Source organism: Sphingobium sp. CFD-1 (assembly GCF_024611115.1).
Taxonomy (GTDB): Bacteria; Pseudomonadota; Alphaproteobacteria; order Sphingomonadales; family Sphingomonadaceae; genus Sphingobium; species Sphingobium baderi_A.
This window is the reverse complement of the sequence record NZ_CP084398.1, coordinates 2,185,370-2,211,908: the sequence shown is the minus strand read 5'-3', so window position 1 is coordinate 2,211,908 and position 26,539 is coordinate 2,185,370. Positions and strand designations below refer to the sequence as shown.

Here is a 26,539-nt window from a genome sequence, read left to right as displayed (position 1 = left end):
GCGTAAGGATAATCCCTCATATCGCAGCGCAGCATCGCAACGGAAACTGTTTTCCCCCACCTCGATCCTCGAAAGGACCTGACCTATGAGCACCCCCCTCGATCAGATCACCGCGCTTGCCAAGGCCAATGGCGAGCTCGTCCTCAAATTCGCCGAGATCGCCCGGACCGGCGGTGAGGATTATGCGCAGATCGGCAGCAAGGCGGCGACCCTCTTCGTCGATCAGCTGAAGGAGCTGAAGCCGGGGACGGTTCCCAGCTTCAGGAGCGATGCGGTCACGAGCCTGTTCGCCGAGGCGGAGAAGAGCCGAGAGGCGTCGGTGGGCAAACTCAAGGCCGCGATCGACGAATGGCAGGGTAGCTGGAAAGATCTGTTCTCGCAGGCGACCAGCCAGCAGGAACTGACCGGAACCATCCAGGCGTGGTTCCAGCCCCTGCTCAAGAAGTCGGCGGCCGAGCCGGAGAAGGCGAAGGTTCCCGCGGCCCCGGTGCGCGCGCCTGCGAAAGCTACCGAGACAGCCTGAGGGTCGCATCTCACGGCGAACAACGGCTCCCGCCCGGTTCCCGGACGGGAGCCGGCTATTTGAAGACCGAACCAGGGGCAGTGCGCGACGATATGGCCGTTCCGGAGATCATGAGGGCCAGATACCGACGGCCAGCTACAAGCGTAGCCTGTCTCGCTGCGTCCATGCTTCTGGCCGGCTGCTCGTTCGCGCCGGCACACGTCCGTCCGCCGCAGCCCGTTCCGCAGGGCTATGCCGCATCGGCCTCCGACTCGTCGTCCATCGCCCGGGTCGGCTGGTACGATTTTTTCCATGAGGAGCAGCTTCGGGCACTGATCGCTGCGGCGCTGGAGAACAACCGCGATATCCGGATCGCCTCGGGGCGTGTCGCGGAAGCGCGGGCGTCTTGGCGGATCCAAGGCTCGGCGCTCTATCCCCAGTTCGATGCCGTGGCGACCGGAACGCGGGGACGAACCCCTGCCGATCTGTCGGTGACGGGCCAGGCCGTGACGGGCAACCAGATCTATGCGCAGCTGAGCGCCGGCTGGGAGATCGACTTCTGGGGCCGGCTGCGCAACCTCAACGCGGCGGCGCGCGCGCAGTATCTGGCGACGGAAGAAGCTCGACGCGCGATCGCTACCGACCTCATCGCCCAGGTCGCCAACGGCTATCTGCTCGAGCGCGAATATGAGGAACGCGTCGCGCTGGCGAGCCGGACGATCACGACGCGCGAGGACGCGCTTCGGATCCTGCGGCGGCGTTATGAGGTGGGCTCGGGCTCCAAGCTCGAGATGACGCAGGCGCAGACCCTGTTGGCGCAGGCGCAGACGGCGCTGCAGGCGCTCGATCAGGATCGCGAGGTCAATCGCAACGCGCTGGCACTGCTGGTCGGGCGTCCGGTCGACATCCGGCCGGGGCCGCTCGGCCTTGCAGAAGCCGCGCCGGAGGTCGTGCTTCCTCCGGGCCTGCCGTCAGAGCTTCTCGTCAACCGGCCCGACATCGTGGCGGCGGAATATGTGCTTCGCGCAGCCGAAGCGAATATCGGCGCCGCGCGCGCCGCTTTCTTTCCGAATATCAGCCTGACCGGCGCCTTCGGGACGGCGAGCAGCGAACTGGACGGCTTGTTCAAGGGGGGAAGCCTTTCCTGGAATTTCACGCCGACCCTAAGCCTGCCCTTGTTCAATGCCGGACGCCTCAAGGGCAATCTCGACGTGGCGAAGGCCCGGCAGGTGATTGCGGTCGCGGATTATGAAGGGACGGTACAGGCCGCGTTCCGCGATGTGTCGGATGCCTTGGTCCGGCGCCGGCAGATCGGCCTCCAGATCGAAACGACGCGCATCATGCTCGCGGCGCTTCAGGAACGCGCGCGCCTTGCCCAGTTGCGCTTCGATAACGGGCGCTCGGCCTATCTCGAAGTGCTCGACGCGCAGCGCGACCTGTTCGACACCGAGCAGGCGCTTGTCCAGCTTCGCCGCGCCCATCTCGGGAGCGCCGTCGCCCTCTATGCGGCGCTGGGCGGGGGCTTCATCCAGAATCCAGCCTTCGACATCAACGCAGCTGAAACCGGGAATCCAGCACAATGACGACGCCCCAGAAGAAATGGTTCATCAGGGGCGCCATCGCCGTGGCCGTCATTGCCGTCGCTCTGACCCTGTGGCAGCTGCTCAAGCCCGGCGGCCTGCCGGACGGCATCATTGGCGGCAATGGCCGGATCGAGGCGATCGAGATCGACATTTCCGCCAAGACCCCTGGGCGGATCCGCGACATCGTCGCCGACGAGGGCGACTTCGTGAAGGCGGGACAGGTCGTCGCGCATATGGACACCGATGTCCTCAACGCCCAGCGCTCCGAGGCACAGGCGCAGCTCGCCCAGGCGCAAAACGCGATCCTGATCGCGCAAAGCCAGGTGTCGCAGCGCCAGAGCGAGCGCGCGGCCGCCTTTGCCGCCGTGCGGCAGCGTGAGGCGGAGCTGAGCGCCGCGCGCAAGCGGCTCGCTCGCTCGGAAACGCTGGCGCGCGAGGGTGCGACCGCGGTTCAGGAGCGCGACGACGATCAGGCGCAGGTCGAAGGCGCGACGGCTGCCGTCGAGGCGGCGCGCGCGCAGCTGGCTGCGGTCGATGCGGCCATCGGCACCGCGCGCAGCCAGGTGATCGGCGCGCGCTCGAACGTCGATGCCGTCCGCGCGACGATCGAGCGGATCGAGGCCGATATCCGCGACAGCGACCTGCGCGCTCCGGTGGGCGGAAGGGTTCAGTATCGCGTGGCCCAGCCGGGCGAGGTCGTCGCCGGCGGCGGGCGGGTGCTCAACCTCGTCAATCTCGGCGACGTCTACATGACCTTCTTCCTGCCCGAGACGGTGGCGGGACGCGTGGCGCTGGGGAGCGACGTGCGGATCGTGCTCGATGCCGCGCCCGACTATGTGATCCCCGCCAGGGTCTCGTTCGTCGCCGATGTCGCGCAGTTCACGCCCAAGACGGTGGAAACGGAGAGCGAGCGGCAGAAGCTGATGTTCCGCGTCAAGGCACGGATCGATCCCGCTTTGCTCGATCGCCATATCACCCAGGTCAAAACCGGGCTTCCCGGCATGGCCTATGTGCGGACCAGCCGCGATGCCGAATGGCCGGCGAAGCTGACCGTCAACGTGTCACGATGACTGAGCCTGGAATTTCGGAGGGCGCATCGCCTCGATTGGCGGCGCGCCTTTCGGGCGTCGCCCTGGATTATGGCAGGACGCGGGCGCTCGATGGCATCGATCTGGAAATTCCGGCCGGACGCATGGTGGCGCTGATCGGTCCCGATGGCGTCGGCAAGTCCACCCTGTTCTCGCTGCTCGCCGGCGCGCGCGTGATCCAGGAAGGCAGTGTCGAGGTTCTCGGCGGCGACATGGCGGACCGGCGGCATCGCGAAGCGGTCTGTCCACGCATCGCCTATATGCCGCAGGGCCTCGGCAAGAACCTCTATCCGACCCTCTCCATCGACGAGAATCTGGAGTTTTTCGCGCGCCTGTTCGGGCAGGATGCGCAGGAGCGCGAGCGGCGGATCGCCCAGCTCACCGAGAGCACCGGCCTTGCGCCGTTCCGCAAACGTCCGGCGGGTAAGCTTTCGGGCGGGATGAAGCAGAAGCTCGGGCTCTGCTGCGCGCTGATCCATGATCCGGATTTCCTGCTGCTCGACGAGCCGACCACCGGCGTCGATCCACTATCGCGCGCGCAGTTCTGGGACCTGATCGATCGCATCCGCGCCGACCGGCCGGGCATGAGCGTGCTTGTCGCCACCGCCTATATGGAGGAGGCGGCTCGGTTCGACTGGCTGGTGGCGATGGATGCGGGGCAAATCCTCGCAACCGGCACGCCGGCGGATTTCTATCGACGCACCGACACCGACGGGTTGGAGCAGGCGTTCATCGCGCTGCTGCCCGAGGAACGCCGACGCGGGCACAAACCGGTGATCATCCCTCCGCGCAACGACGGGAGCGATGCCGAGATCGCGATCGAGGCCAAGGGACTGACGATGCGGTTCGGCGATTTCACCGCGGTCGACCATGTCGATTTCCGGATCGAGCGCGGCGAGACCTTCGGCTTCCTGGGTTCGAACGGCTGCGGCAAGTCGACGACGATGAAGATGCTGACCGGCCTGCTCAAGGCGAGCGAGGGCCAAGCGTGGCTGTTCGGGCGCGAAGTCGAGAATGACGACGTGGCGACGCGTCGGCGCGTGGGCTACATGTCCCAGGCCTTCTCGCTCTATTCCGAGCTGACGGTCCGGCAGAATCTCGAGCTGCATGCACAGCTCTTCCATGTGCCGGCGGAAGAGATTCCCGCCCGGGTCGAGGAGATGGCCGGACGCTTCGACCTGACCGACATCATGGACGCGCTGCCCGACGCCCTTCCGCTCGGCCAGCGCCAGCGTCTCAGTCTGGCGGTGGCGATGATCCACAAGCCCGAGATGCTGATCCTCGACGAGCCGACCTCGGGCGTCGATCCGATCGCGCGGGATCAGTTCTGGCAGATGATGATCGACCTGTCGCGCAACGACAAGGTGACGATCTTCATCTCGACCCATTTCATGAACGAGGCCGAGCGTTGCGACCGGATTTCGCTGATGCATGCCGGCAAGGTGCTGGTCAGCGATACGCCGGCGGCGATCGTCGAGAAGCGCGGCAGCAAAAACCTCGAGGATGCGTTCATCAGCTATCTGGAGGACGCGGCGGGCGGAGATGAAAGGGCGGAGGCGGGAGTGGCGGCCGCGGCGCCGGCCACCGAGACAAAGGCTGAGCCTGCTTCGTCCTTTTCCCGCACCTTCAGCCGCCGACGGATGCTGAGCTATTCCCGGCGCGAGGCGCTGGAGCTGCGTCGCGATCCGATCCGCGCCACGCTCGCCCTTCTGGGAAGCGTGCTGCTCATGTTCATCATGGGCTATGGCATCAGCCTGGATGTCGAGAACCTGCCGTTCGCGGTGCTCGATCGCGACGGGACGACCACCAGCCAGAATTATGCTCTGAATCTTGCGGGATCCCGCTACTTCATCGAACGCCCGCCGATCACCGATTATGCGCAGCTCGACCGGCGCATGCGCGATGGCGAGCTCAGCGTTGCGATCGAGATTCCACCGGGTTTCGCGCGCGACCTGCGCCGCGGCGATCCGGTCCAGATCGGCGTGTGGATCGATGGCGCCATGCCGATGCGGGCGGAGACCGTGCAGGGATATATCCAGGCACTGCACGCGCAATGGCTGGGAGAGATGGCCGTGCAAGAGCTTGGCGCTCGGCCCTCGGCGGGCCTCATCAATATCGAGACGCGCTACCGCTACAATCCCGACGTCAAGAGCCTGGTCGCGATCGCGCCGGCGGTCATCCCCGTCCTGCTGCTGCTGTTCCCGGCGATGCTGACGGCGCTCAGCGTCGTGCGCGAGAAGGAGCTGGGCTCGATCATCAACTTCTATGTCACGCCGATCACGCGGATCGAGTTCCTGCTCGGCAAGCAGCTTCCCTATGTCGCGCTCGCCATGCTCAACTATGTGCTGCTGGTGCTGCTGGCGCTGCTCGTCTTTCGCGTGCCGATCACCGGCAATGTGCTGGCGATGACGGTGGCGGCCTTGCTCTACACGCTGTCCGCGACCGCGATCGGGCTGCTCTTCTCGATCTTCATGCGCAGCCAGATCGCGGCGCTGTTCGCCACCGCGATCGGCACCATCCTGCCGGCGGTGCAGTTTTCCGGGCTGATCAATCCGGTCTCGTCGCTGGAGGGCGTCGGCGCGTTCGTCGGGCGCATCTTCCCGACCACCCATTTCGTCACCGTCTGTCGGGGCGTCTTCTCCAAGGGGCTGGGCTTCGGCGATCTGGGTCAGCCGCTTCTGGCGCTGGCCGTGGCAGTACCGGTGCTGCTCGCACTGTCCGTCGCGCTTTTGAAAAAGCAGGAGGGCTGAGATGCGGCATATCGCCAATATCGGACGTCTGGGCGTCAAAGAACTGCGCAGCCTGTGGCGCGATCCGATGATGCTGGTGCTGATCGTCTACGCTTTCTCGCTCGGCATCTATGTGGCGGCCTCCGCCATGCCCGAGACACTGAACAAGGCGCCGATTGCGGTTGTCGACGAGGATCAGTCGCCGCTGTCCAGCCGGATCACCGGAGCGTTTTACCCGCCACACTTTACGCACCCGGCGCTGCTCGCCTTGGGTGAGGTCGATCCCGCCATGGACGCCGGGCGCTACACCTTCGCGCTCGACCTGCCGCCCGATTTCCAGCGCGACGTCCTCGCCGGCCGCCAGCCGACCGTCCAGCTCAACATCGACGCCACGCGGATGAGCCAGGCGTTCACCGGCGGCGGCTATATCCAGCAGATCGTCCAGGGCGAGGTGTCGGAGTTCATGAAGGGAACGCGGGCCACGGCCGCGCCGCCCGCCGATCTCGCCCTGCGGGCCCGCTTCAACCCGACGCTCGCGCAAAGCTGGTTCGGGTCGGTGATGGAGATCATCAACAACGTCACCATGCTCTCGATCGTGCTGACCGGCGCCGCGCTGATCCGCGAGCGCGAGCATGGCACGATCGAGCATCTGCTGGTAATGCCGATCACGCCGTTCGAGATCATGGCGAGCAAGGTCTGGGCGATGGGGCTCGTCGTCCTTGTCGCCTGCGCCTTCGCGCTGCTGGTGGTGGTCGAAGGAATATTGAAGGTGCCGATCGAGGGATCGATCCCGCTGTTCCTGACGGGTGCGGCGCTGCATTTGTTCGCCACCACGTCGATCGGCATCTTCATGGGCACGATCGCGCGCTCGATGCCTCAGTTCGGTCTGTTGCTGATGCTCGTGCTGCTGCCGCTCCAGCTGTTGTCCGGCGGTATGACCCCGCGCGAGAGCATGCCCGAGTTCGTGCAAACGGTGATGCTCGCCGCGCCCACCACCCATTTTGTGAGAATGGCGCAGGCGATTCTCTACCGGGGAGCGAGCTTCGACGTGGTCTGGCCCCAGTTCCTTGCCATCGCCGTGATCGGTGCAGTGTTTTTCCTGATCGCGCTCGCGCGGTTCCGCCGGACGATCGGAACGATGGCATAAGCAGGCACATGGTGATGGCCGCCTCAGTAACACTACCAATATGCCCACCAGCGCGGCTGCGCGAAACTTTTCTCACCACAAAGGGGAGAATCTCCATGCACGCCCTGGACAGAATTCGTCAGTCGATCGACGTCATTTTCCTGTATGGATTGACAGCAGGTCTGGTGATGGCGATCGCCGCCATCATCATGGCGAAGCTTCCCGAATGAAAAGGAAGACGCGTCTCCGGCGTCTTGCGCCGCTCGTTCTGAGTGTTCTTCTTGGGCTTTCTATTCACACCGCCGCCCAGTCGGCGCCCGCTGCCGCCGAAGCGACCGCCCCGGCGGGCTTCCGCCTCGATTCCGACGGGACCTTGGTGCATGTGGGAAGCGGTGCGCGCTTTCCCCATATGCTCGCCGGATTCACCCGCGTAGCCGAGCAGGGATATGATCCCAGCGGCCAGTATGTTTCCGTCGAATATCGTTCGCCAGTGCACGGTTCGACGATCGTTGCCCGCATCTCGCTGGTTCATATCGAGCAAATGTCGGCGAAGGAGCATTATACGATCATGAAGTGGCTTGCGCGCAGCTATTTCGATGAAAGCACGCCGCTGTCCGAGGGGCCGGTCGTTCTTCCCGACATGCCAAAGGATGCCGTCTGGCGCGGACGGTTCCGCGGCAGCCGCGAAGGCGTTCCCTTTGAATTCAGTCTCACGACGGTCGATCTTGGCTATTGGGGCGCCCGCGTCGCCACCGCTTATCCGGAGGCCGAACATGGTGAAGCCGAACAGCGGCTCGATGCGTTGATTGGTGGATTGCGGGCATTGGCGCCGACCGCGAAGCCGGAATAGAGTCGATCTCATGCAGGGCGTTGCCGCTTGCGGTCCAACGCCCCCAAGCAAAGAAGAGGAAGAGCCATGCTCGCCATCACCGGAGCGACGGGACAACTCGGGCGGCTCGTCATTTCGGCGCTGTTGAAAACGGTGCCGGCCGGCGAGATCGCAGCCCTGGTACGTAATATCGACAAGGCGTCCGACCTCGCTGCGAAGGGCGTCGTCGTGCGCGAAGCCGATTATAGCCGACCGGAGACCCTGGGCCCGGCCCTGGCGGGTATCGACAAGCTGCTGCTCATTTCGGGAAACGAGGTCGGACACCGCGTGCCGCAACATAAGGCGGTGATCGACGCCGCCAGGACGGTGGGCGTGAAGCTCATCGCCTATACCAGCGTGCTGCACGCGGATACGTCACCGCTCGGTCTTGCCGAAGAGCAGCGCCAGACCGAAGCGCTCCTCCGGGAAAGCGGCGTACACTATGTCTTGCTACGGAACAGCTGGTACACCGAGAACTACACCGCCTCGATACCCTCCGCTCTCCAGCATGGCGTGGTGATAGGCTCCGCCGGAGACGCCCGCATCGCCTCGGCCACCCGCGCCGACTTTGCCGACGCAACCGCCGCCGTTCTGGTGGCGCAGGAGGATCAGGCCGGACGCGTCTACGAACTGGCGGGTGACGAAGCCTATACGCTCGCCGAATTCGCGGACGAACTCTCCCGCCAGGCGGGCATGACGATCATCTTTCGCAACCTGAGCGAGGCCGACTACAAGGCGGCACTGGTCGACGCCGGCCTGCCGGAGGCGGTGGCGGCGATGCTCGCCCAGTCGGACGCTGCGGCCGGACAGGGCGCGCTCTTCGACGACGGCCATCAACTCAGCCAGCTGATAGGCCGGCCGACCACGCCATTGAAGGACGCGATCACCGCGGCCCTGGCGCGTTGAGCGCTGGGCGCCGGCGGTCAACCGGCGCGCAGCGTTTTCCTGACCAGCACCAGGGTCGAGTCCCCTGGATATTCCTCGACCGTGAAGCCCATGTCGCGTTCGAGTTCGATTGCAGCGACATTGGCGCGGCTCTCGATCGACTCGATTATCGAGAGCCCCCGCGCTTCCGCCTGATCGGCCATGAAGGAGAGCAATGTCCATCCGACGCCTCTGTGCCGATAGTCGGCGTCAACCGAGATCGCCACCTCGCCCCGCTCGCCCGCTGCATCGGATACGAGCATCGCGCTTGCAACCGCGGCGCCGCTCTCGGCATCGAAGGCGAGGAAGCTTAGCGCGTTGCCATCATCGATCGGGGTCAGGGCACGAAGTTGCTCCGGTCCGATCTCGTTCAGTCCTGACAGGAACCGGAAGCGCAAATCCTCATGGCTCACATGGTGGAACAATTGCGTCAGGATCGGCCCGTCCTGCGCGCCTGCCGGTCTCACCGAAAGCTCAAGCCCGCTGCGCGTGACCAGATGGGTTGGGTTATTGCTCATTGTTCTGACCTTTCTGAGACCTCACGTCCATGAGTTCTGCGCCGGACGCCTGTATGGTCCAATCGACAAACTGTGTTGCATAACGCGCCACCGCCCGGTCGAACGCCGCGACAATCCCGCTCTTGCTATTGGCGGTCACCGGCTCCTCCACCGTGAAACGGCGTGATGCGATCGGCTGCCGATCCCGCAGATCAAGCAGTGTTGCGTCTCCGGTGATGATCACGGCTGGCGGACCCTGTTCCGCACCTTCCGCAGGGTAGCGCGCCTCGAACCGGTCGATGCTTATCTGCAATGCCTGTAATGCGCCGGTCGCGCTTCCAGGCGGCGCCAGCCGGATCGTCGGTAGGCGCTCGCCGAACTGTCGGCCCAGCGCCTGCACGAAAAGCTCCGGAACGGACGCTACCCAGCGCGCGTCCTTCATGTAGAGCGCGCGCGCGCCTTGTGTTGTGAGGATCCGGTCACCTTCGATCTCCGGCGCGAAGCGGACACGCAGGAGCGAAATGGTACGGGGCATCGGACTGTGCCCAACCGTTGTCGAGGGGCGCGCGGGAAGGTGCGGCACGCCAAAACGGAAAAGATCATCCCGCGCGCCGCCACCGAGCAGGCTGCCACAGCCGGAAAGTGCGAGTAAGCCAATGAGGAGGGCCGCAGATATCCTCAAGACGGCAAAATGTTTCATTGCGGAAGCTCCCGTTCCCTGCCGCTGCCCTTGCCAAGCGCGTGACGTGGATCCCGCTGGATCTGCCGGATGAGACCGTCGAGCGACTCGGCCGTGTCCTGAAGACTGATCATGGCGGCGTTGATGTTGGGAAGGGTGGTGGTGCTTATGTCGGCGCTTCGCGTGTCGAGTCTGGCGACGGCTTCCCGGGCTTCGTGGATTGCGGTCTTGAGCTCACCTGCCGCACCCGAGATATCGGCGAAAGCGCGCCTGCCGTCGCCGTCGGCGATCTGGCGGACCGATGCTGAGGCGCCCTGGATGTCGGTCGCGGCACGATCGAGCTTCGCAAGGGCCGAGGCAGCGTTCGATATCATCCTCCGGTTCGCCGCGAATTCCGCGCTGGTCAGGCGAATATCCTCTACAGCCGCACCCACATTGGCGATCGTGCGATCCGAGAGCAGCCGGTTCACGCGGTTGAGCGCTTCGGTAGCGGCCTGGACCATCTGGCCGCCGCCCTGCAGGAGAGTCGACAGAGCGTTAGCCTTGCTGGAAATGATCGGGCGTCCGCTCCCATCGACCTTGCGCAAGAAGGGCTTTTGCAGGGATCCGGCGCTGATCTGGATGACGCTGACACTCGAGATCCCCTGAATTTCGGTCGAAGCCATCGAGTCCACGCGGATCGGCGTCCCACGGTCGACCGCGATGTCGGTGAGCACGCGATTGGGATCGTCCTCATCAAGCCGGATATTCTGAATCTGACCAACCTTGATACCGTTGAACTGAACTTCACCGCCTTTGCTCAGCCCGCGCACCGGACCCACAAACATGATGCGATACAGGTCATGGTCACGCCTGAACTGGGACCCGCCCAGCCAGACGACAAAGACGATCGAGGCGATCAGAAACACCGTGGAGACAATGCCCACCAGAGCATAATTGGCATGGCGTTCCATCAGCGCAGCTTCTTCTGGACGGCACGGCCGCGCGGCCCCAGGAAATAGCTCTTGATCCAGGGATGGTCCGATCGCGCAAGTTCATCGACGGTCGCGACGGTGATTATCTTCTTCTCCGCCAGTACCGCCACGCGGTCGCAGATGGCGTAAAGCGTGTCGAGATCATGGGTGATCATGAAGACGGTGAGGCCAAGCGCCTGGCGCAAGGTGGTAACGAGCGCGTCGAACTCGCTCGCTGCGATCGGATCAAGACCTGCGGTAGGTTCGTCGAGGAACAGTATGTCGGGATCGAGTGCGATCGCACGCGCTACGCCCGCGCGCTTGCGCATGCCACCCGAAAGCTCCGCCGGCTTGAGCGAACCGACGTTGTCGGGAAGGCCTGCGAGTGCGATTTTCAACCGGGCAAGATCGCGTACGAAGTCTTTCGGCAGACGCGCATGCTCGAGCAGCGGCGTTTCGACATTTTCCTGGACGGTCAGGAAGGAGAACAAGGCGCCCTGCTGGAACATCACGCCGATGCGCCGCTCGACCGCCGATCGAGCGTCCGGATCATCGATACGCCGTCCGAAAATCTCGACCGTCCCACCATCGGGGCGCTTGAGGCCGAGGATCGTATTGAGCAGCACCGATTTGCCCGAGCCGGAGCCGCCGACCACACCCAGTATTTCTCCCTTGCGAACTTCGAGATCCAGCTTCTCGTGGATGACCTTCTTACCAAAGGCCGTGCGAAGGCCGGAGATGCGGATCGGCGCGTCGCCGTCGCCGGTTGCGGACGGGGCGCTCACAAGTCGAGCACCGTGAAGATCACGGCGAACACCGCGTCGAACATGATGACCATGAAGACCGACTGAACGACCGAAGAAGTGACGTTGCGGCCGAGGCTCTGCACATCGCCGCCCACCATCAATCCGTGCCGGCAGCCGGCGGCGGCGATCACCAGCGCGAGAAACGGCGCCTTACTCATCCCCATCCAAAAATGCTTGATGGCGACCATCTCGAGCGTCCGTTGGATAAAGAATGCGGGATTGATATCGATCGTTGCCCAACTCACCAACAGCCCGCCGGCGAGGCCGCCTATATCGGCGCAGAAGGTCATCAGCGGCATCATCAAGAGCGCCGCCAGGACGCGCGGGATCACAAGGGCGTCGAAGCGGTCGACGCCCATGACCTGCATGGCGTCGGTTTCCTGGTTCATGCGCATTGCGCCGATCTGTGCGGCGAACGAGGACGCGGAGCGGCCCGCCAGCAGGATCGCGGCGATGACGACGCCGAACTCGCGCAGGACGGCAACACCGACGAGTTCGACCGTGAACACCTCCACGCCCAAAGTCGTCAGCAGATTGGTGCCGACGAGCGCGATCACCGCGCCGATGAAGAAGGTCATCGTGAACACGATCGGCAAGGCGTTGATGCCCGCGTCCTGCATCACTGCGAAGAGCGGCGTCATCCGCAATCGTCCGGGATGGATGATCGTTCGCCCAATGGCCGCTACGAGGTGCCCTGTGAACCCCAGCATGTCATATGCGTCGCGGGCGAGATGGACGACGTGGCGCCCGAAGCGGTCGAAAATGCTGGCCAGATCCCCGCTACTCTGCCGGGATGGTGTTTCCGCATCTAGCGCCGGCCGGACGAGCGTGATCAACCGGTGCAGATCCTCTCGCGGGCCACAGTCGATATCGACGTCTTTCGCCACGAACTGCAGCAGCGCGAGCGCCCCAGCCGTATCGATCCGTCCCAGGTCGGACAGGTCAATGCGACGGACCTCGTCACGCCCACCCATACGTGCGGACAATCGGACCAGGGCGTTGCCCAGGTCCAGCGCCGTCCAGTCGCCGATCGTGTGAAGCGTCGTCTCGCCGTTGCGATCATAAAGGCGCCAATCCGCGGTTGTCATCGCGGGAGCGCCGCTCCAAGTCGAACGCGGGGCGGCGATCGACGATGACCGACGAGATTTTTGCCGTGACTGGCAAGCCACTGCCTGATGCAATGGTAGCCTGAAGCTCCATCAGGTGGTCGGCCGGTGATATCGCTTTCAGTGACGGCGGCGAGCCGAGGTTTGGCCACATAGGCGGCAATCGGGGTCACCGTCCACCTCCTGGTGCAGGCAGGACGCCAAGGGTGTGGACGGCGATCATGCGCTCCTCGTCGGTCGGGATGACGCGGGCGATGATCCTGCTGTCCGGCCGGCTGATGACCGGCGCATTGCGGGCGTTGAGATCCCGGTCGATGGTCAGGCCGGTCCAGGCCAGGCGCTCGCAGATCGATGCACGGATGATCGGGTCATTTTCGCCGATGCCCGCCGTAAAGACGATCCCGTCAAGGCCGCCGAGAGAGGAGACGAGCGCACCGGCTTCCCGCGCCGCGCGCCAGGTGAAGAGGTCGATGGCCTCGGCGGCGTGCGGGTCTTCGCTCTTGTGGAGCGCGCGCATGTCGCTCGACACGCCTGACACGCCGAGCAGGCCGGACTGCTGGTACAGAAGCGTCTCGATCTCGCCGCTGCTCATGCCTTCCTGGGTCAGAAGGTGGAGCAGGACGCCGGGATCGATGTTGCCGCAGCGCGTTCCCATCATCAGCCCGTCGAGCGCGGTGAAGCCCATCGTCGTATCGACGCTCTTTCCCTCACGCATCGCGCACAGGCTCGCGCCGTTTCCCAGGTGGGCGACGATCAATCGCCCGCCCGCCAGCTCCGGGTCGATCTCCCTCAGCGTCCGCGCGATATATTCGTAGGAGAGACCATGGAAGCCATAGCGCCGGATGCCCTTGTCGTGCAGCGCGCGGGGCAGGGCGAAGCGCGTGGCGCTGTCCGCCCGGTCGTGATGGAAGGCGGTATCGAAGCAGGCGACCTGGGGAAGGGCAGGCGCCAGCGCGCGGATGGCCCGGATCGCTGCGAGATTGTGGGGCTGGTGGAGCGGCGCCAAGGGGCTCAGCGCGTCCAGTGCAGTGAGCAGGGCGTCGTCGACCAGTAGCGGCCGCGCAAACGCCATTCCGCCATGGACGACGCGATGGCCGATGGCGATGATCTCATGTTCGGGCAGGTGATCTCCCGCCCAGGCGAACAGGTCATGAAGCAGGGCCTCGTGGGTCAGCCCCGCGCCATTGTTCCAGCTGCGGTCGACCAGGACGGCGCCATCGGCGTCGCCCGCCACGAGCCGCGGAGCCGTGCCGATCCCTTCCAGCTTGCCGGCCGCGGCATGGCGCGGGCCGTCGGTGTCGAGCGTGAACAGCGCGAACTTGATGCTCGACGAGCCCGCATTGATGCTGACGACGGCGCCGCTCATGCCAGGGGCTTGCCTTCGGGCAGGCCCGGTGCCGCCTTGGTGGCGGCACGCGCGAGCAGCACCGCGACCGCGCAGGAGGCGAGCCGTGTGCGTAGGGAATCTGCGCGGCTGGTGAGGATGATCGGCACGCGCGCGCCCAGCACCACCCCGGCGGCATCCGCCCCGCCGAGAAATGTCAGCTGCTTGGCAAGCATGTTTCCGGCCTCGAGGGTGGGGACGACCAGGATCTCGGCCTTGCCCGCCACGGGCGAGACGATCCCCTTTTCCTTGGCCGCCGCCTCGCTGATCGCATTGTCGAAGGCCAGAGGGCCGTCCAGCACGCCGCCCGAAATCTGGCCGCGATCGGCCATCTTGCAGAGCGCGGCGGCGTCGAGCGTCGATCGCATCACTGGGTTGACCGTCTCCACCGCCGACAGGATCGCGACCTTGGGACTTTCGATCCCGATGACATGGGCGAGATCGATGGCGTTGCGGATGATGTCCGCCTTTTCTTCGAGCGTCGGTTCGATGTTGATCGCCGCATCGGTGATGATCAGCGGAGTAGGGTGCTCCGGCACATCCATCAAATAGGCATGGCTGATGCGGCGCTCGGTCCTGAGCCCCGTTGCGGACGAGACCACTGCGCCCATCAGTTCGTCGGTATGGAGGGAGCCCTTCATCAGCAACCGCGCCTCACCCGAGCGGACGAGCGCCACGGCCTGCGCGGCAGCGGCGTGGCTGTGCGGCGCGGCTATCAGGCGGAAAGCGGTTATGTCCTTGCCGGCGTCCCTGGCCGCCGCCCGGATTTTCTCCTCGGGGCCAACGAGAATCGGCTGGATCAGGCCGGCCTCGGCGGCCTCCACCGCCGCGAGAATCGCGGCGGTATTGCAGGGATGTGCTACGGCGGTCGGTATGGCGTCGCCGCCGGCCGTCATCTCGATCAGCTTGCGATATCCATCATGATCGGAAACGCGGATGTCGGGCAAGGCCATCCGGGGGGCGCGGACCTTTTCGGTCGGCGCCTTGACCTCGGCCTGCCCTGTTATGACGTCCTGTCCGTTCTGGTTGACGCAGCGGCAGTCGAGGCGAACGACATGGTGCTCGGCACGTTTCTCCGTGACGGTCACCGAGGCGGTGACGGTATCTCCGAGGCAGACCGGCCGGATGAAGCGCAGGGTCTGGCTGAGATAGATGGTGCCGGGACCGGGGAGCTCGGTTCCGAGCGTGGCGGAAATGAGCCCGCCGCCCCACATGCCGGGCGCGATCACCTGATGGAACATGTCGGTGGCGGCATAGGCCGGATCGAGTTGCACCGGATTTGCGTCGCCTGAAACGCGCGCGAAAAGCTGCATGTCCTGCTCGCACAACGTGCGGACAACGCTCGCCGTGTCGCCGACGACAATCTCGTCGAAGGTGCGGTTCTCGATCATATCGATCACGGCCACCGCTCAATGCTCCAGCACATAACGGCCGGGAGCGTTGTCGATCACCGGATAGTCCTTGTCCGGCGCGCCCATCGGCGGCGGAGCGACCGGCTCGCCCGAACGCGCGCGCAGCCACTCGTCCCAGGCGACCCACCAGGATCCGTCCCGCACGGGCGCACGCGCCATCCAATCGTCCGGATCGAGCGCGGCGCCGTCTGCCTCACGGGTGAGGATATGGTAGCGTCGCCCCTTGTGCCCGGGCTCGGAGACGATCCCGGCATTGTGCCCGCCGCTGGTCAGCGCGAATGTGATCTCGGCGCTGCTCAGCATATGGATCTTGTGGACCGAACGCCACGGAGCGACATGGTCGCGTTCGGTGCCGACGACGAACATCGGCTTGCGCAGCGCGGACAGGCTGATGGTTCGGCCGTCGATCTTGTAGCGACCCTCGGCGAGATCGTCGTCGAGGAACAGGCGGCGCAGATATTGGCTGTGCATCGCGTAAGGCATCCGCGTGCCATCGGCGTTCCACGCCATCAGGTCCGACATCGGCTCGCGCTCGCCCATCAGATAGGTGTTGAGGATCCGCGACCAGACGAGGTCGTTCGAGCGCAAAATCTGGAAGGCGCCGCCCATCTGCGTGCCGTCGAGATAGCCCTTGCTCCACATCATATTCTCGAGCACGTTGAGCTGCGCCTCGTCGATGAACAAGCCAAGTTCGCCCGGCTCGCTGAACTCGGTCTGGGCGGCGAACAGGGTGATGGTGGCGAGCCGCTCATCGCCGTCGCGCGCCATCGCCGCCGCCGCGATCGACAGCAATGTGCCGCCGATGCAATAGCCGACGGCGTGAACGGCCGGCGACCCCGTTATCGCCGTCACCGCATCGAGCGCCGCCATCGGGCCCAGGCGCCGATAGGCCTCCATGTCGAGGTCGCGGTCCGCGCTGACGGGATTGTGCCAGGAGATGATGAAGACCGTATAGCCCTGCCCGGTCAGCCAGCGGACCAGCGAGTTCTCCGGCGACAGGTCGAGAATATAATATTTCATGATCCAGGCCGGCACGATCAGAATGGGTTCCGGCCGCACGGTGTCCGTGGTCGGCGCATATTGGATCAGCTCGATCAGCTCGTTTCGGTAGACGACCTTGCCGGGCGTGGCGGCGACGTCCTTCCCGACCTCGAACGCTTCGGTCCCCGCCGGCGGCTCGCCGCGCATCGTGCGCTGCATGTCCTCCAGCAGCAGCCTGGCACCCTCGACAAGGCATTGCCCGCCGGTCTCGAATATCCGCTTCTGGAGGACGGGATTGGTCGCGACGAAATTGGTCGGCGCCATCGTGTCGAGGATCTGCCGCGTCCCGAAGGCGACCATGTCTTCATGATGCCTCGTGACGCCCGCCACGCCGGTCGTGGCCGCGTGCCACCATTGCTGGTTGAGAAGGAAAGCCTGCGCGATCAGACTGAAAGGCGCTTCCTTCCAGGCCGGATCGACGAAGCGACGATCCTGCGGCAGCGGCTCGATTGCGGGAGCGGCGTCGTGGTCACCGATGCTGCGCACCGCATATTCGCCGAGCCGCATGAATTTGCGTGTCGTCTTGGCCGCCAGCTGCAACTGCTTGCCCGGCGAGCCGGCAAGATGCATGCCCCAGTCGGAAAACGCCTGCAGGATCGTCGCGGGCGAGAGTCCGCTGGTCATTTGCGCCATGCCGGCGATCGCGGCCCGGTCGAGGGTTTCGGCAATGCCGTCGAGCGGATCGGACGCGTCCTGACGTGAATGCGCTGCTGCCATCTTGGAGCTCCTGAAAAAATCCTGTCTCTACTGCGGCTGAACACGCGCAAGCGCATTACGTAAATGCCCCATGCCGCATGTCCCACGGCATTCCATTGCTATCACTTTCGCCTGTATTCTCAGGTATTTTGGGCCAGGGCTTGATCCGTGCCTTGGAAAAGAATCGCACCTTCGCAACGGCAATAAACGGTACTGCAAAGGTTAGATACAGCGCAAGTCCGTCGGTTGCTCCCGAACATTTTCGTCAGCGATCCATCGCCGCGCGCGTCCCCTGAGAAGCAGCTTGCCTTCATGGATGACATAGGTGCGACACGGCGGAATTGATCTTGGTAAACCCAATGATCGAGCAGAAGCAGACGGTCTTGCCCAGCCGTCCTTACATTGTGACCCTATAGTGCGGCACCAGATCGCGACCGGTCAAATGCTCTCCGTACGGTCATCCAGAGCGCGCTTCTTGCCGCTGTCGCCAGGGGGTTCGCAGGATCGGTCGCGGATGGATTGAGATCGCTCCCCTCGGAGGGGAAATCAGCAGTGGCGCTATCCGTCACTTGGGAAATCTACGTAGTTCAGAGCGGCGACGTTGCCGTTAGACCGAATCGACCGGACGATTCCGGCAGTCCTTGGTTTGTTTGGCACGAGTGACACATAGGCCCACCGACCCGCAGATTCCTCACGCTGTGATCCTCCTTGTCGAGAGCGACACCGGATTGAGGCGCGCGTTGCACCTGTTGTTTATGGCTCGCGGCTATAGCGTGAAAGCCTATGCAGAGGAGACCCGCCTCCTGGCAGATCCGATGAGAGAGGAGGCAGCTTGCCTGATCGCCGAGCATCGGCCCGTTCATGTGGATGGAATCGACCTTCTGCGTCAGCTCCGGGCGGCGGGCTGGCAGCGCCCGGCCATTCTAACCACAGCCGATCATTCCGCGGAGACCGAACTCTGCGCACGCGGTGCGGGCTACGCGCATATTCTCCACAAGCCGTTCGCGCACCATGTGCTGCTTGGCCTTGTCGATGGAGTCCTGCCTCTGGGTCTCGGTTAGACGCAGCAATAGGCAGGGGTACGCGCTCCCATGCACGCGCTGCAGCGGCCAACGCCGCTTCGCCGCTCACGAAGATGGGGCAGGGGAGGCGCGGGGCGGGGCCGTCAATCGCGCGACAGCGTCAGCGAGCGCATGCTCGCGCAACGGTTTCTCGATGACGATGCTGAAGCCCTCCTTCATCGCCCGCTCGACAAGATCTGGCGAGCCATAGGCGGTGACGAGGATGGCCGGTCCCCGCCATCCGCGCGCACGAAGCGATTGCAAGACCTCCAGACCGTCCATTTCGGGCATGCGATAGTCGGTCACCAGGCAGATCGCGTCGTTCACAAGCGGATCGGCAAACATGGCCGTGCTCGATGCGTAAGAGCGGATGTCATAGCCTCGGGCGTGAAGGAGAAGCTGGAGAGAGCGGCGGACGGCCGGCTCGTCCTCCACCAGTAAAATCTTAGGGCGCTCCACCGGGAGAGGTGCAACAGTGCCATTCATGATCGTCTCGCATTGATCCGGTTCCTAACGTCGACCGGATGCAAGGAATCGCAGGAAAATCGCGGCAAGTCGCTACGTAGAGGTCCTATGAGCGGTCGTCGCCGAGATTGGCGGCGAATGCGATACGCAGCGCATCGGACAGGCTACGGACCCCCAGTTTCGTCATCAGATTGGCGCGATGCACCTCGACGGTCCGGGGCGATATGCCGAGATCATAGGCGATTGTCTTGTTGGGTAAACCTTCGGCCAGTCCCTTGAGCACGTCCTGTTCGCGTCCGGTCAGCGCGGAGATCATCACGGCCGCGTCGGCCGCCCTTGTCGCCCGTTTGTCGCTGTCGTCGAGCCGTTCGAAGGCGGCGGCGATAGCATCCAGTAGCACGGCCTTTTCGAAAGGCTTCTCGATGAACTCGACTGCGCCTGCCTTCATGGCCCGCACCGCAATCGAGATATCGCCGTGCCCGGTCAAGATGATGACGGGCATGGCGACGCCGCGCTCGAGAAGCGCCTGCTGCACCTCCAGTCCGTCCATCTCGGGCATGCGGACATCGAGAAGGATGCAGCCGGGCTCGGCGTGCCGCACCTCGCGCAGGAAGGCGACTCCGGACGCGTAGCTCGCCACCGTGAAACCCGATGTTTTCAACATGAATCCGGCTGATCGCCGGATCGCCTCCTCATCATCGACGATATGGATCATACGTCTTTCGGTCATTCGATAGTCTCCGGCTCCGCTTCGACGAGCGTGAAATGAAACTGAGCCCCGCCGCCGGGACGTGGCTCCAGCCATATCCGACCGCCGTTCGCCTCGACGATGGTGCGGCAGATCGAGAGCCCCAGACCCATGCCCTCGCTCTTCGTGCTGACGAAGGCGGTGAAGAGCTGTTCCGCGACTTCAGGCGAAACGCCCGGGCCAGAATCAGCAATAGTTAGCCGAATGAAGCCAGCTTTGTCACGGCGGGATGCAATCCACAGATGCCGTTCGGACGATTCCGCCATGGCCTCCACCGCATTGCGAAGGAGATTGATTAGCACCTGCTGGATCTGCACCTTGTCGAGAAGCACTTTCGAAGCGTCGGGAGCGAGATCGAACTGGGCGTCGATACCCTTCTCCCTAGCGCCCATCAGCCCGAGCGCCGCCGCCTCGCCAATGAGGGTGGGAAGATTCTCGACGGTCTTCTCAACCTCCCCGCGCGCGACGAAGTCGCGCAGCCGCCGTACGATCTGTCCGGCGCGCAGAGCCTCTCGAACCGAATCATCCAGGGCTTCGCGGATCATCGGCAGATCCTCGGGATTGGCTTCGGCGAGCAGGTCGCGCACCGCCTCCACATAGTTGGCGACGGCGGTGATCGGCTGGTTGAGCTCGTGGGCGAGCGTCGAGGCCATCGTGCCCATCGCGCTCACCCGGGCGACATGAATCAGCTTGGACTGCAGTTCATCGAGGCGCTCCTGGGTCTCCTGGCGTTCGGTCAGGTCCCGGATGAAGCCGGTGAAGACGCGCTGGGTCTCGCCAATGGCTTCGCCCACAGATAGTTCCATCGGGAAGGTCGAACCATCACGCCGCGCGCCGATGACGACGCGCCCGATCCCGATGATCTTTCGCTCGCCGGTTGCAAGATAGCGTTCGAGATAGCCGCCATGGCGTTCACGATCGGGCGATGGCATGAGCAGGCTCACGTTCGATCCGCGAATCTCAGCCTCTGAAAAACCAAACAGCCGTTCGGCTGCGGCGCTGAACGAGAGGATGATGCCGTGTTCGTCGATCACGATCATCGCATCGGGGACCGTCGAGAGGATCGAGCGGAGATGGCTGGCGCTGGCTTTGTGCGCACTCTCGGCGGCGCGCTCCCCCGTTGCATCGCGGACCACCTTGCCGAAGCCGCGCAAGGCTCCGCTTTCATCACGCAGCGCAGTGATCGAAACATGCGCGAGGAACTCGGAACCATCCTTCCTGAGCCGCCAGTCTTCCTCCTCGAATTTGCCCTGCTCGCGCGCCCGCTTGAGGTCGGCTTCGGGCTTGCCGGCCTGGACGGCGTCCGCCGGGTAGAAGATCGAGCAATACTGGCCGACGACCTCTTGTTCTCTCCAGCCCTTAAGCCGCTCGGCGCCGTCGTTCCAGATCGTGACGCGGCCTTCGGGATCGAGCATATAGATTGCATAGCCCTGTGCCCCGTCGATCAGCAGGTTAAGTTCGTCGGCGATCTCCGAGAGCTGGTTCTGGCGTCTCTTGTCCCAGGCTGCACGCCGCCGCCGCAAGGACGCGTTGCGAGCGTCGAGCAGGGCGATGCCTGCGGCCACCAGCAGCGAAAGCAGCAGATCAAAGGGTTCAAGACCAGGCAATGGGCGCAATAGGGCAAACAAGGCGCCGACCAGAATAGCGAGAATAGCCGCGCCCGTTGCGGCGCCCGTTCCACCCAGCGCGGCTGCAACGATGATCGACAGGATGAGCAGCAGATAAGGGCTGTGGTTGACGCCCCCTGCCCGGAGGGCAAGATCGGCGGGTACGGCGAGGAGGACGGCCACGATGCCAATCGCATAACCCCAGCGGACCTGCCGAGTTGAGCTATCCTGCGAGTCACTTTCCATGAGTCATTTCCCGTATGGAATCCAGTCTGACTTTGATCCATCCTCTCTGGTCGCACCTTGATTATATTCCGAGCGTCGGAACTCCTCAGTTGACTACATCAGAAAATGCTACTCAATAGAATAGAGGGACTATTGGAATGAGGCCGAAGCCCGTCTTCGCAACTCCACTGCTGTCCTTCCAAATTGCCTCGAATCAGCCCAAGATTCTTGCAGGTTCCGTCTCACTTTGGGACCTTTATCTGGCAACCTTGCCTTGAGAAAGCATCAAAACACCATAATGTCAGACATCGTTCGGGCTCGCGGCCGCCTACCATCCTGTCAGCAGCAGGTCCCAATATATCGATCAATGCATGAGCAAGCCGAGAGGCCTTCGCGGGTCGTGAGGCATACGTCATAGGCTATCCCGTGCCTGCCGCGCATCCCGTCAGCCGGGACGGTTGATCGCGCGCAAACATAGGAAAACGCGCCCGGCGTATTCCCCGAAGGTCTTTTATTCCGCAGGCCGCCCGACCGAAGCCGAGAAACCCATGTTTGCCGCGCGATGCGGACCCCTCCTCACGATCAAGATCGGAAGGGTGAGGAGAGGCTATGCCGATCGCATCCGCTTGTCCATATCGTATAGCGGTATCGCTCCTCCGACGATTGTGCGTATTCTAAGCTGTTGGCAAAGAAGGTGATCACCAGCGCAGCGTACAGGCTTCGATATCAAGCCCCCGCATCATCTTGGGTCCCAAAGCGGCGACGCGAGGCCGGCCGTACCTTCAGACCTGATGCGATTGCAGCAGGGCCAAGATATCCCCGTCGCCACGTTGAGCGAAGTCCTTGGCAATCTCCGCCAGGATATGATTCTGCATCTTCGGGTCAAGGTCGCCGCGAAGCACGCCCAGCATGCGCGGCGGTGCGATCACGATCAGCGGCCTGTCCTGCCTGCCCAGCGACGCCACCGCCCGCAATGCTTCCTGTCCGAACCGGTCCTGCCAGCGCTGGTGATAGTCCGCGTCGGCATAGGCGCTGCGCGTCGGTGCCGCGCTGCCGAAGCTGCGCCCCGGAGCGTCCGTGGCCATCGCGCGGCTCGGCGGATTCTTCATCGCCTGCTCGTGTAGAAGCTCCAACTCGGGCGCGGCGTCGGTGCCGCGATTGCGAAACACCTGCACATGGCCGCCATCGACAACCAGAATCGTCGTATCGTGGGTAATAAGCATCGTCTCTTCCTTATCCTGGGGCCGGACCCCTTCGCCTCGCATGGCGATCGGACGCCCGGGCGAGCCGTGCGAGTGACCGAAAGGTGTCGCCTCTCGAACCAGCCGGACCACCTCCTCGTCCGTCGTCTGATCGAACACGGCATAGTGTGTGCCAACGGCGTAGAAAGGATCGGGCTGTGCCAGACAGACGATGTCATCGCACTCTGGCGAAATCTCGGCGATGCTGTCGCTAGGCGCGACCGGTATGCCAAGGACAAGGCGTGCCGGCCGATTCTTGCGCAGTCCTTTGAGGGCAGCCTTCACCGTGCCCCCGGTCGCGATCCCATCGTCGATCACGATGACCGTGCGGCCCGTCACCTCCACCGGGACGCGACCGCCGACATAGGATGAGCGCCGTCGCTCGATTTCCGCGAGCTGCCGCCGCATCTCGGCCCTGATATAGTCGGGGCTGGGCGCCAGCTGGCGGACGATGTCCTCGTTGAGCACGAGCTGCGGTTCGGCACCATCGACCACCGCGCCGATGCCCAACTCCTCATAGCCCGGCGCGCCGATCTTGCGGACGAACAGTAGGTCCAGTTCCGCATCAAGCGCCTTGGCCACCTCGAACGCGACCGGCACGCCGCCGCGGGGCAGCGCCAGCACCAGTGGATGCGCCCCCGCCAAGGGGGCGAGCACGATCGCCAGTCTCCGGCCGGCCTCGCGCCTATCGTGAAACTCAGGTTTATGGCCGGCCATGGTCAAGCCTCCTGGAAATGTTGCCGGAACCATCGCGCGGCGTGGTCGATCACTGCGTCGAGCGTGCCTGGCTCTTCGAACAGGTGCGTCGCTCCCGGTACGATCAGCAGCTCGTTCTCGGCATGAAGATGGCGTTGCGCGATCCGGTTCAGCTCGATGACCGGCAGGTCCCGGCTGCCCACGATCAGCAGCGTTGGCGCGCGGACATGCGCGAGCGCGGCCGAACCCGCCAGATCCGGCCGGCCACCGCGCGAGACAATGGCGGCAATGCGCGCGTCGGGGCCGGACGCGGCCAGCAGAGCCGCGCCCGCGCCCGTGCTCGCCCCGAAATAGCCCACCGGCAGCGCCGCCATTCCTGCCAGCAATCTCACCCACCCGGTGGCGGCCTTCAGCCGGGACGCCAATAACGGAATGTCGAACACATTGACGCGGTCCTGCTCCTCGACCGGAGTCAGCAGATCAATCAGCAATGTCGCAAGCCCCGCGTCGCGTAAGCCTTGCGCGACATGAGTGTTACGCGGGCTGAGCCGTCCGCTGCCGCTGCCATGGGCGAAGATGACGATCCCCTTGGCAGCGACGGGCACGCCCAGCAGCCCCTTGAGCCCATCGGGCTGAACGGTGACGGGAACCGGATCGTGGGCGGCGAGGGCGATCATCGTCACAGTCCGAAGGGCCAGGTTTCGGGCGCGCCATGGGGATGCTCATGTCCCAGCGGGGTCACCGCGGTCGTTTGCTCAAACCAGACCCAGGCATCGAACTGCTCAGCCAGGACCGCCTCGAAATAATGGCTGAGGCGCTCGGTTTCCGGGCGGTACACGACGCCTATGGCGCGCTCGAGCAGGGGCTCGCGCAGCAGCCCGGCGAGATTGGGCTTCCTCCGCCAATCGGTCAGCGTCCGCGCCAGTCCCGTGGACCGAAACGCATGCTCGTAGCTGTCGGCACGTGCCGACCGCACGGTCTTGATCTGCATGTCGGCGCCCCAGTCGCTGGCGGCGGCGACCGTGCCGGTATCGGTGCCAAAGCCGATCGACACCGCTTCCTCGCCATAGGCCATGCGGCAGAGCTCACCGATGTTGAATTCGCCCTGCCAGCCCATCGCGGTCGCGGCGGCGTTGCCGACATGGCTGTTATGCGCCCAGACGACAGCCTTGGCACCATCGCCGCGATGGGCGAGCAGCGCCTGCAACGTTTCGAACATATGCCGGTCACGCAGGTTCCAGCTCTCGGTCGAGCTGCGGTACATGGCACGGTAATAGCGCTCGGCAGCGCGCGCGATACGCGCGTTTTGTACCGCGTCGAACCAGGCTTCGCCGTCTCCGTGCAAATATTCGAGCCGATGGGTCAGAAGTTCATGAAGCTGTGCGACCGCGCGATCCTCGCAACTCGGACGGCCGCCATGAACCACGGCGCGGCCATAATGCGCCGGTTCATCCTGCCATGGTGTCAGGCACCCATAGCGCCGGCGGGCATTCCCGGCGGCCTCGGGATCGACCGTGTCGAGATAGGCGAGCACTGCGTGGATCGATTCGCTGAGGCTGTAGACATCCAGACCATGGAATGACGCGCGGCAATCTTCGTCAAGCGATGCATTATGCCCCCGCATCCAGTCGGCAAATTCCAGCACCTCGACATTGCGCCACATCCAGGTCGGAAAGCGCACGAAGCTGTCGCCGCGTCGGGGGCGCGGTGCTTGATGCCGGACATAATCGTCGATCCGCGCGGCGTCCGGCCAGTCGGCTTCGACCGCCACGACGGTAAATCCGTGACGCTCGACCAGGCGGCGGGTGATTGCTGCTCGCGCACGATAGAATTCGGACGTACCGTGAGTTGCCTCGCCCAGCAGGACGATCCGCGCATCGCCGAAGCGATCGAAGAAGCTGCCGAACTCGTCGATCCGCTCGGGCGACGGCAGCGGTTCGGCGTGGCGGCGCAGCGCTTCGATCAGCGCCGCCGGTGCCTCCCGGCCGATACGGTCGTGTAGCGCTGCGTTCGGCATACGCATCTCCTTGTCAGGCCTGGCCCACTGTCAATGCCCAAGAAGGAGCGGCACCGGACTCTCGGCGAGCATCCGCCGGGTCACGCCGCCGATCAGCCGCTCGCGCAGGCGTGAATGGCCATAGGCGCCGATAATGCAGTAGGCTGGTTGCCGGTCCCGACAGGCGGCGAGAAGCGCATCCGCCACCGTCCATTCCAGCGGAATATCACGGTCGATGCGGGCATGGATGCCATGGCGTGAGAGATAGGCGGCGGCCTCTTCCGCAGGCGGTCCATCGGTCTTGCCGATCTCAACGATCGTCACGCCTTTCGTGAGGGCGAGGAGCGGCGTGACCGCGCGAAGCGTCTCGGCGACAGCGGGAGCACCGTTCCAGGCGACCAGCGCCTGTCCATGGGCATCGAGGCTGCAGAACTGTTGTGGAACCGCGAGGATTGGCTTTCCGGCGCGCATAACGACGTCGGATACGATCGCCCGCATGTCGGGAGGCTCATGATCGGCGAACATAGTATTGAGCACGATGATGTCGGCGAGCCCCGCCTCGGCTTCCAGCAGACCGGCAATGTCGCCGGTCGCGTCAGCCCAGTCCCATGCGATGTCCTCGACTGAAAGGCGCGCCTCGATCCGGTCGCGATTAACCGCTTCCCGGTTGCGCGCGTCGGCGAGCAGGGCGACTTCGGCATCGGCCATCATATAGTCTGCGCCGACCAGGATTGGCGCCTGGACAATGTCGAGGCATGTGAGATGCCCGTTGGTCGCGCGGACAAGATCGAGCGCGGCCTGGAAGCGAGCCTCTTCACCGGCGTCATCGTGAATCAACAGCAGAACATTCTTCATATGAATCTCCAGCGCATGCCCGCCATCGAGGCGGAGTCGTAGCCGAACAATGGCGGTCACATTCGCGACAATCATTACGTGAGGATACGGAGGAAGAGTCCGCGGTGCGCCAGTGCGTAGACTTCCGGATGCCGAACAGGTCGTTCGTTGCGTACGACTCCGACGTTCTCCGGCCAGACCCCGGACAAAGATTAAACCCAGGAGTCCCTGATGAACCGGTCCATCCAAACACGCCGAAACCTGCCCGACGG

General features: G+C 64.3%; 23 protein-coding genes. 8 read left to right on the top strand and 15 right to left on the bottom strand.

What is annotated here, in order from left to right:
• Positions 1-85: 85 nt before the first annotated feature.
• The 7 genes from LDB26_RS11180 (at position 86) to LDB26_RS11150 (ending at position 8,802) form a co-directional block, all read left to right on the top strand.
• Positions 86-523, top strand: a complete 438-nt coding sequence (locus tag LDB26_RS11180) for a hypothetical protein (RefSeq protein ID WP_257538457.1) — start codon at positions 86-88, stop codon at positions 521-523.
• A gap of 110 nt (positions 524-633) precedes the next feature.
• Positions 634-2,085, top strand: a complete 1,452-nt coding sequence (locus tag LDB26_RS11175; protein WP_257542088.1) for an efflux transporter outer membrane subunit — start codon at positions 634-636, stop codon at positions 2,083-2,085.
• On the top strand, positions 2,082-3,155 hold the full coding sequence (locus tag LDB26_RS11170) for an HlyD family secretion protein (RefSeq protein WP_222886452.1): 1,074 nt from the start codon (positions 2,082-2,084) through the stop codon (positions 3,153-3,155). The genes LDB26_RS11175 and LDB26_RS11170 overlap by 4 nt, the downstream gene beginning before the upstream one ends.
• Positions 3,152-5,923 (top strand): ribosome-associated ATPase/putative transporter RbbA, encoded by a 2,772-nt coding sequence (gene rbbA / locus LDB26_RS11165; RefSeq protein ID WP_257538456.1) that lies wholly within the window; start codon positions 3,152-3,154, stop codon positions 5,921-5,923. The genes LDB26_RS11170 and rbbA overlap by 4 nt, the downstream gene beginning before the upstream one ends.
• A 1-nt stretch (position 5,924) precedes the next feature.
• Positions 5,925-7,049, top strand: a complete 1,125-nt coding sequence (locus LDB26_RS11160) for an ABC transporter permease (RefSeq protein WP_257538453.1) — start codon at positions 5,925-5,927, stop codon at positions 7,047-7,049.
• A gap of 205 nt (positions 7,050-7,254) precedes the next feature.
• On the top strand, positions 7,255-7,878 hold the full coding sequence (locus LDB26_RS11155; RefSeq protein ID WP_051520107.1) for a hypothetical protein: 624 nt from the start codon (positions 7,255-7,257) through the stop codon (positions 7,876-7,878).
• Positions 7,879-7,944: 66 nt separating this feature from the next.
• Positions 7,945-8,802: an SDR family oxidoreductase gene (locus LDB26_RS11150; protein ID WP_257538451.1), complete on the top strand. Its 858-nt coding sequence runs from the start codon at positions 7,945-7,947 to the stop codon at positions 8,800-8,802.
• A gap of 17 nt (positions 8,803-8,819) precedes the next feature.
• On the opposite strand, the gene LDB26_RS11145 is transcribed toward LDB26_RS11150, so the two are convergent.
• The 8 genes from LDB26_RS11145 to LDB26_RS11110 form a co-directional block, all read right to left on the bottom strand.
• On the bottom strand, positions 8,820-9,338 hold the full coding sequence (locus LDB26_RS11145; protein ID WP_257538449.1) for a GNAT family N-acetyltransferase: 519 nt from the start codon (positions 9,336-9,338) through the stop codon (positions 8,820-8,822).
• Positions 9,328-10,017 (bottom strand): ABC-type transport auxiliary lipoprotein family protein, encoded by a 690-nt coding sequence (locus LDB26_RS11140; RefSeq protein ID WP_257538447.1) that lies wholly within the window; start codon positions 10,015-10,017, stop codon positions 9,328-9,330. Before LDB26_RS11140 ends, LDB26_RS11145 begins: the two co-directional genes overlap by 11 nt.
• Positions 10,014-10,904, bottom strand: a complete 891-nt coding sequence (locus LDB26_RS11135; protein ID WP_257538445.1) for an MlaD family protein — start codon at positions 10,902-10,904, stop codon at positions 10,014-10,016. The genes LDB26_RS11140 and LDB26_RS11135 overlap by 4 nt, the downstream gene beginning before the upstream one ends.
• A 44-nt stretch (positions 10,905-10,948) precedes the next feature.
• On the bottom strand, positions 10,949-11,734 hold the full coding sequence (locus LDB26_RS11130; protein ID WP_257538443.1) for an ABC transporter ATP-binding protein: 786 nt from the start codon (positions 11,732-11,734) through the stop codon (positions 10,949-10,951).
• Positions 11,731-12,843, bottom strand: a complete 1,113-nt coding sequence (locus LDB26_RS11125) for an ABC transporter permease (protein ID WP_257538441.1) — start codon at positions 12,841-12,843, stop codon at positions 11,731-11,733. The genes LDB26_RS11130 and LDB26_RS11125 overlap by 4 nt, the downstream gene beginning before the upstream one ends.
• Positions 12,844-13,030: 187 nt before the next feature.
• A complete protein-coding gene (locus LDB26_RS11120) occupies positions 13,031-14,227 on the bottom strand; it encodes an acetate/propionate family kinase (RefSeq protein ID WP_257538439.1) in 1,197 nt (398 codons plus the stop codon).
• On the bottom strand, positions 14,224-15,636 hold the full coding sequence (locus LDB26_RS11115) for a bifunctional enoyl-CoA hydratase/phosphate acetyltransferase (protein ID WP_373886201.1): 1,413 nt from the start codon (positions 15,634-15,636) through the stop codon (positions 14,224-14,226). Before LDB26_RS11115 ends, LDB26_RS11120 begins: the two co-directional genes overlap by 4 nt.
• Before the next feature lie 18 nt (positions 15,637-15,654).
• On the bottom strand, positions 15,655-17,415 hold the full coding sequence (locus LDB26_RS11110; RefSeq protein ID WP_257538437.1) for an alpha/beta hydrolase: 1,761 nt from the start codon (positions 17,413-17,415) through the stop codon (positions 15,655-15,657).
• Between the two features lie 638 nt (positions 17,416-18,053).
• On the opposite strand from LDB26_RS11110, the gene LDB26_RS11105 reads away from it, so the two are divergent.
• The gene (locus LDB26_RS11105) at positions 18,054-18,455 is read left to right on the top strand and encodes a response regulator (RefSeq protein ID WP_237366874.1); all 402 of its coding nucleotides are present in this window, start codon (positions 18,054-18,056) and stop codon (positions 18,453-18,455) included.
• Positions 18,456-18,521: 66 nt separating this feature from the next.
• Here the strand turns inward: LDB26_RS11105 and LDB26_RS11100 are convergent, their stop codons facing one another.
• The 7 genes from LDB26_RS11100 to LDB26_RS11070 form a co-directional block, all read right to left on the bottom strand.
• Positions 18,522-18,941 (bottom strand): response regulator transcription factor, encoded by a 420-nt coding sequence (locus LDB26_RS11100; RefSeq protein WP_048576339.1) that lies wholly within the window; start codon positions 18,939-18,941, stop codon positions 18,522-18,524.
• Positions 18,942-19,026: 85 nt separating this feature from the next.
• Positions 19,027-19,650, bottom strand: a complete 624-nt coding sequence (locus LDB26_RS11095; RefSeq protein ID WP_257538435.1) for a response regulator transcription factor — start codon at positions 19,648-19,650, stop codon at positions 19,027-19,029.
• Positions 19,647-21,521: a PAS domain S-box protein gene (locus tag LDB26_RS11090; RefSeq protein ID WP_257538434.1), complete on the bottom strand. Its 1,875-nt coding sequence runs from the start codon at positions 21,519-21,521 to the stop codon at positions 19,647-19,649. The genes LDB26_RS11095 and LDB26_RS11090 overlap by 4 nt, the downstream gene beginning before the upstream one ends.
• Before the next feature lie 761 nt (positions 21,522-22,282).
• Positions 22,283-23,458: a host attachment protein gene (locus LDB26_RS11085; protein ID WP_257538433.1), complete on the bottom strand. Its 1,176-nt coding sequence runs from the start codon at positions 23,456-23,458 to the stop codon at positions 22,283-22,285.
• 2 nt (positions 23,459-23,460) lie between these two features.
• Entirely contained in the window at positions 23,461-24,114 is a 654-nt protein-coding gene (locus LDB26_RS11080) for a dienelactone hydrolase family protein (protein WP_257538432.1), read from the bottom strand.
• A gap of 2 nt (positions 24,115-24,116) precedes the next feature.
• Positions 24,117-25,454 carry an erythromycin esterase family protein gene (locus LDB26_RS11075; protein WP_257538431.1) on the bottom strand — a complete coding sequence of 446 codons (1,338 nt, stop codon included), beginning with the start codon at positions 25,452-25,454 and terminating at the stop codon, positions 24,117-24,119.
• 30 nt (positions 25,455-25,484) lie between these two features.
• Entirely contained in the window at positions 25,485-26,288 is an 804-nt protein-coding gene (locus LDB26_RS11070; RefSeq protein WP_257538429.1) for a universal stress protein, read from the bottom strand.
• Positions 26,289-26,539 lie beyond the last annotated feature (251 nt).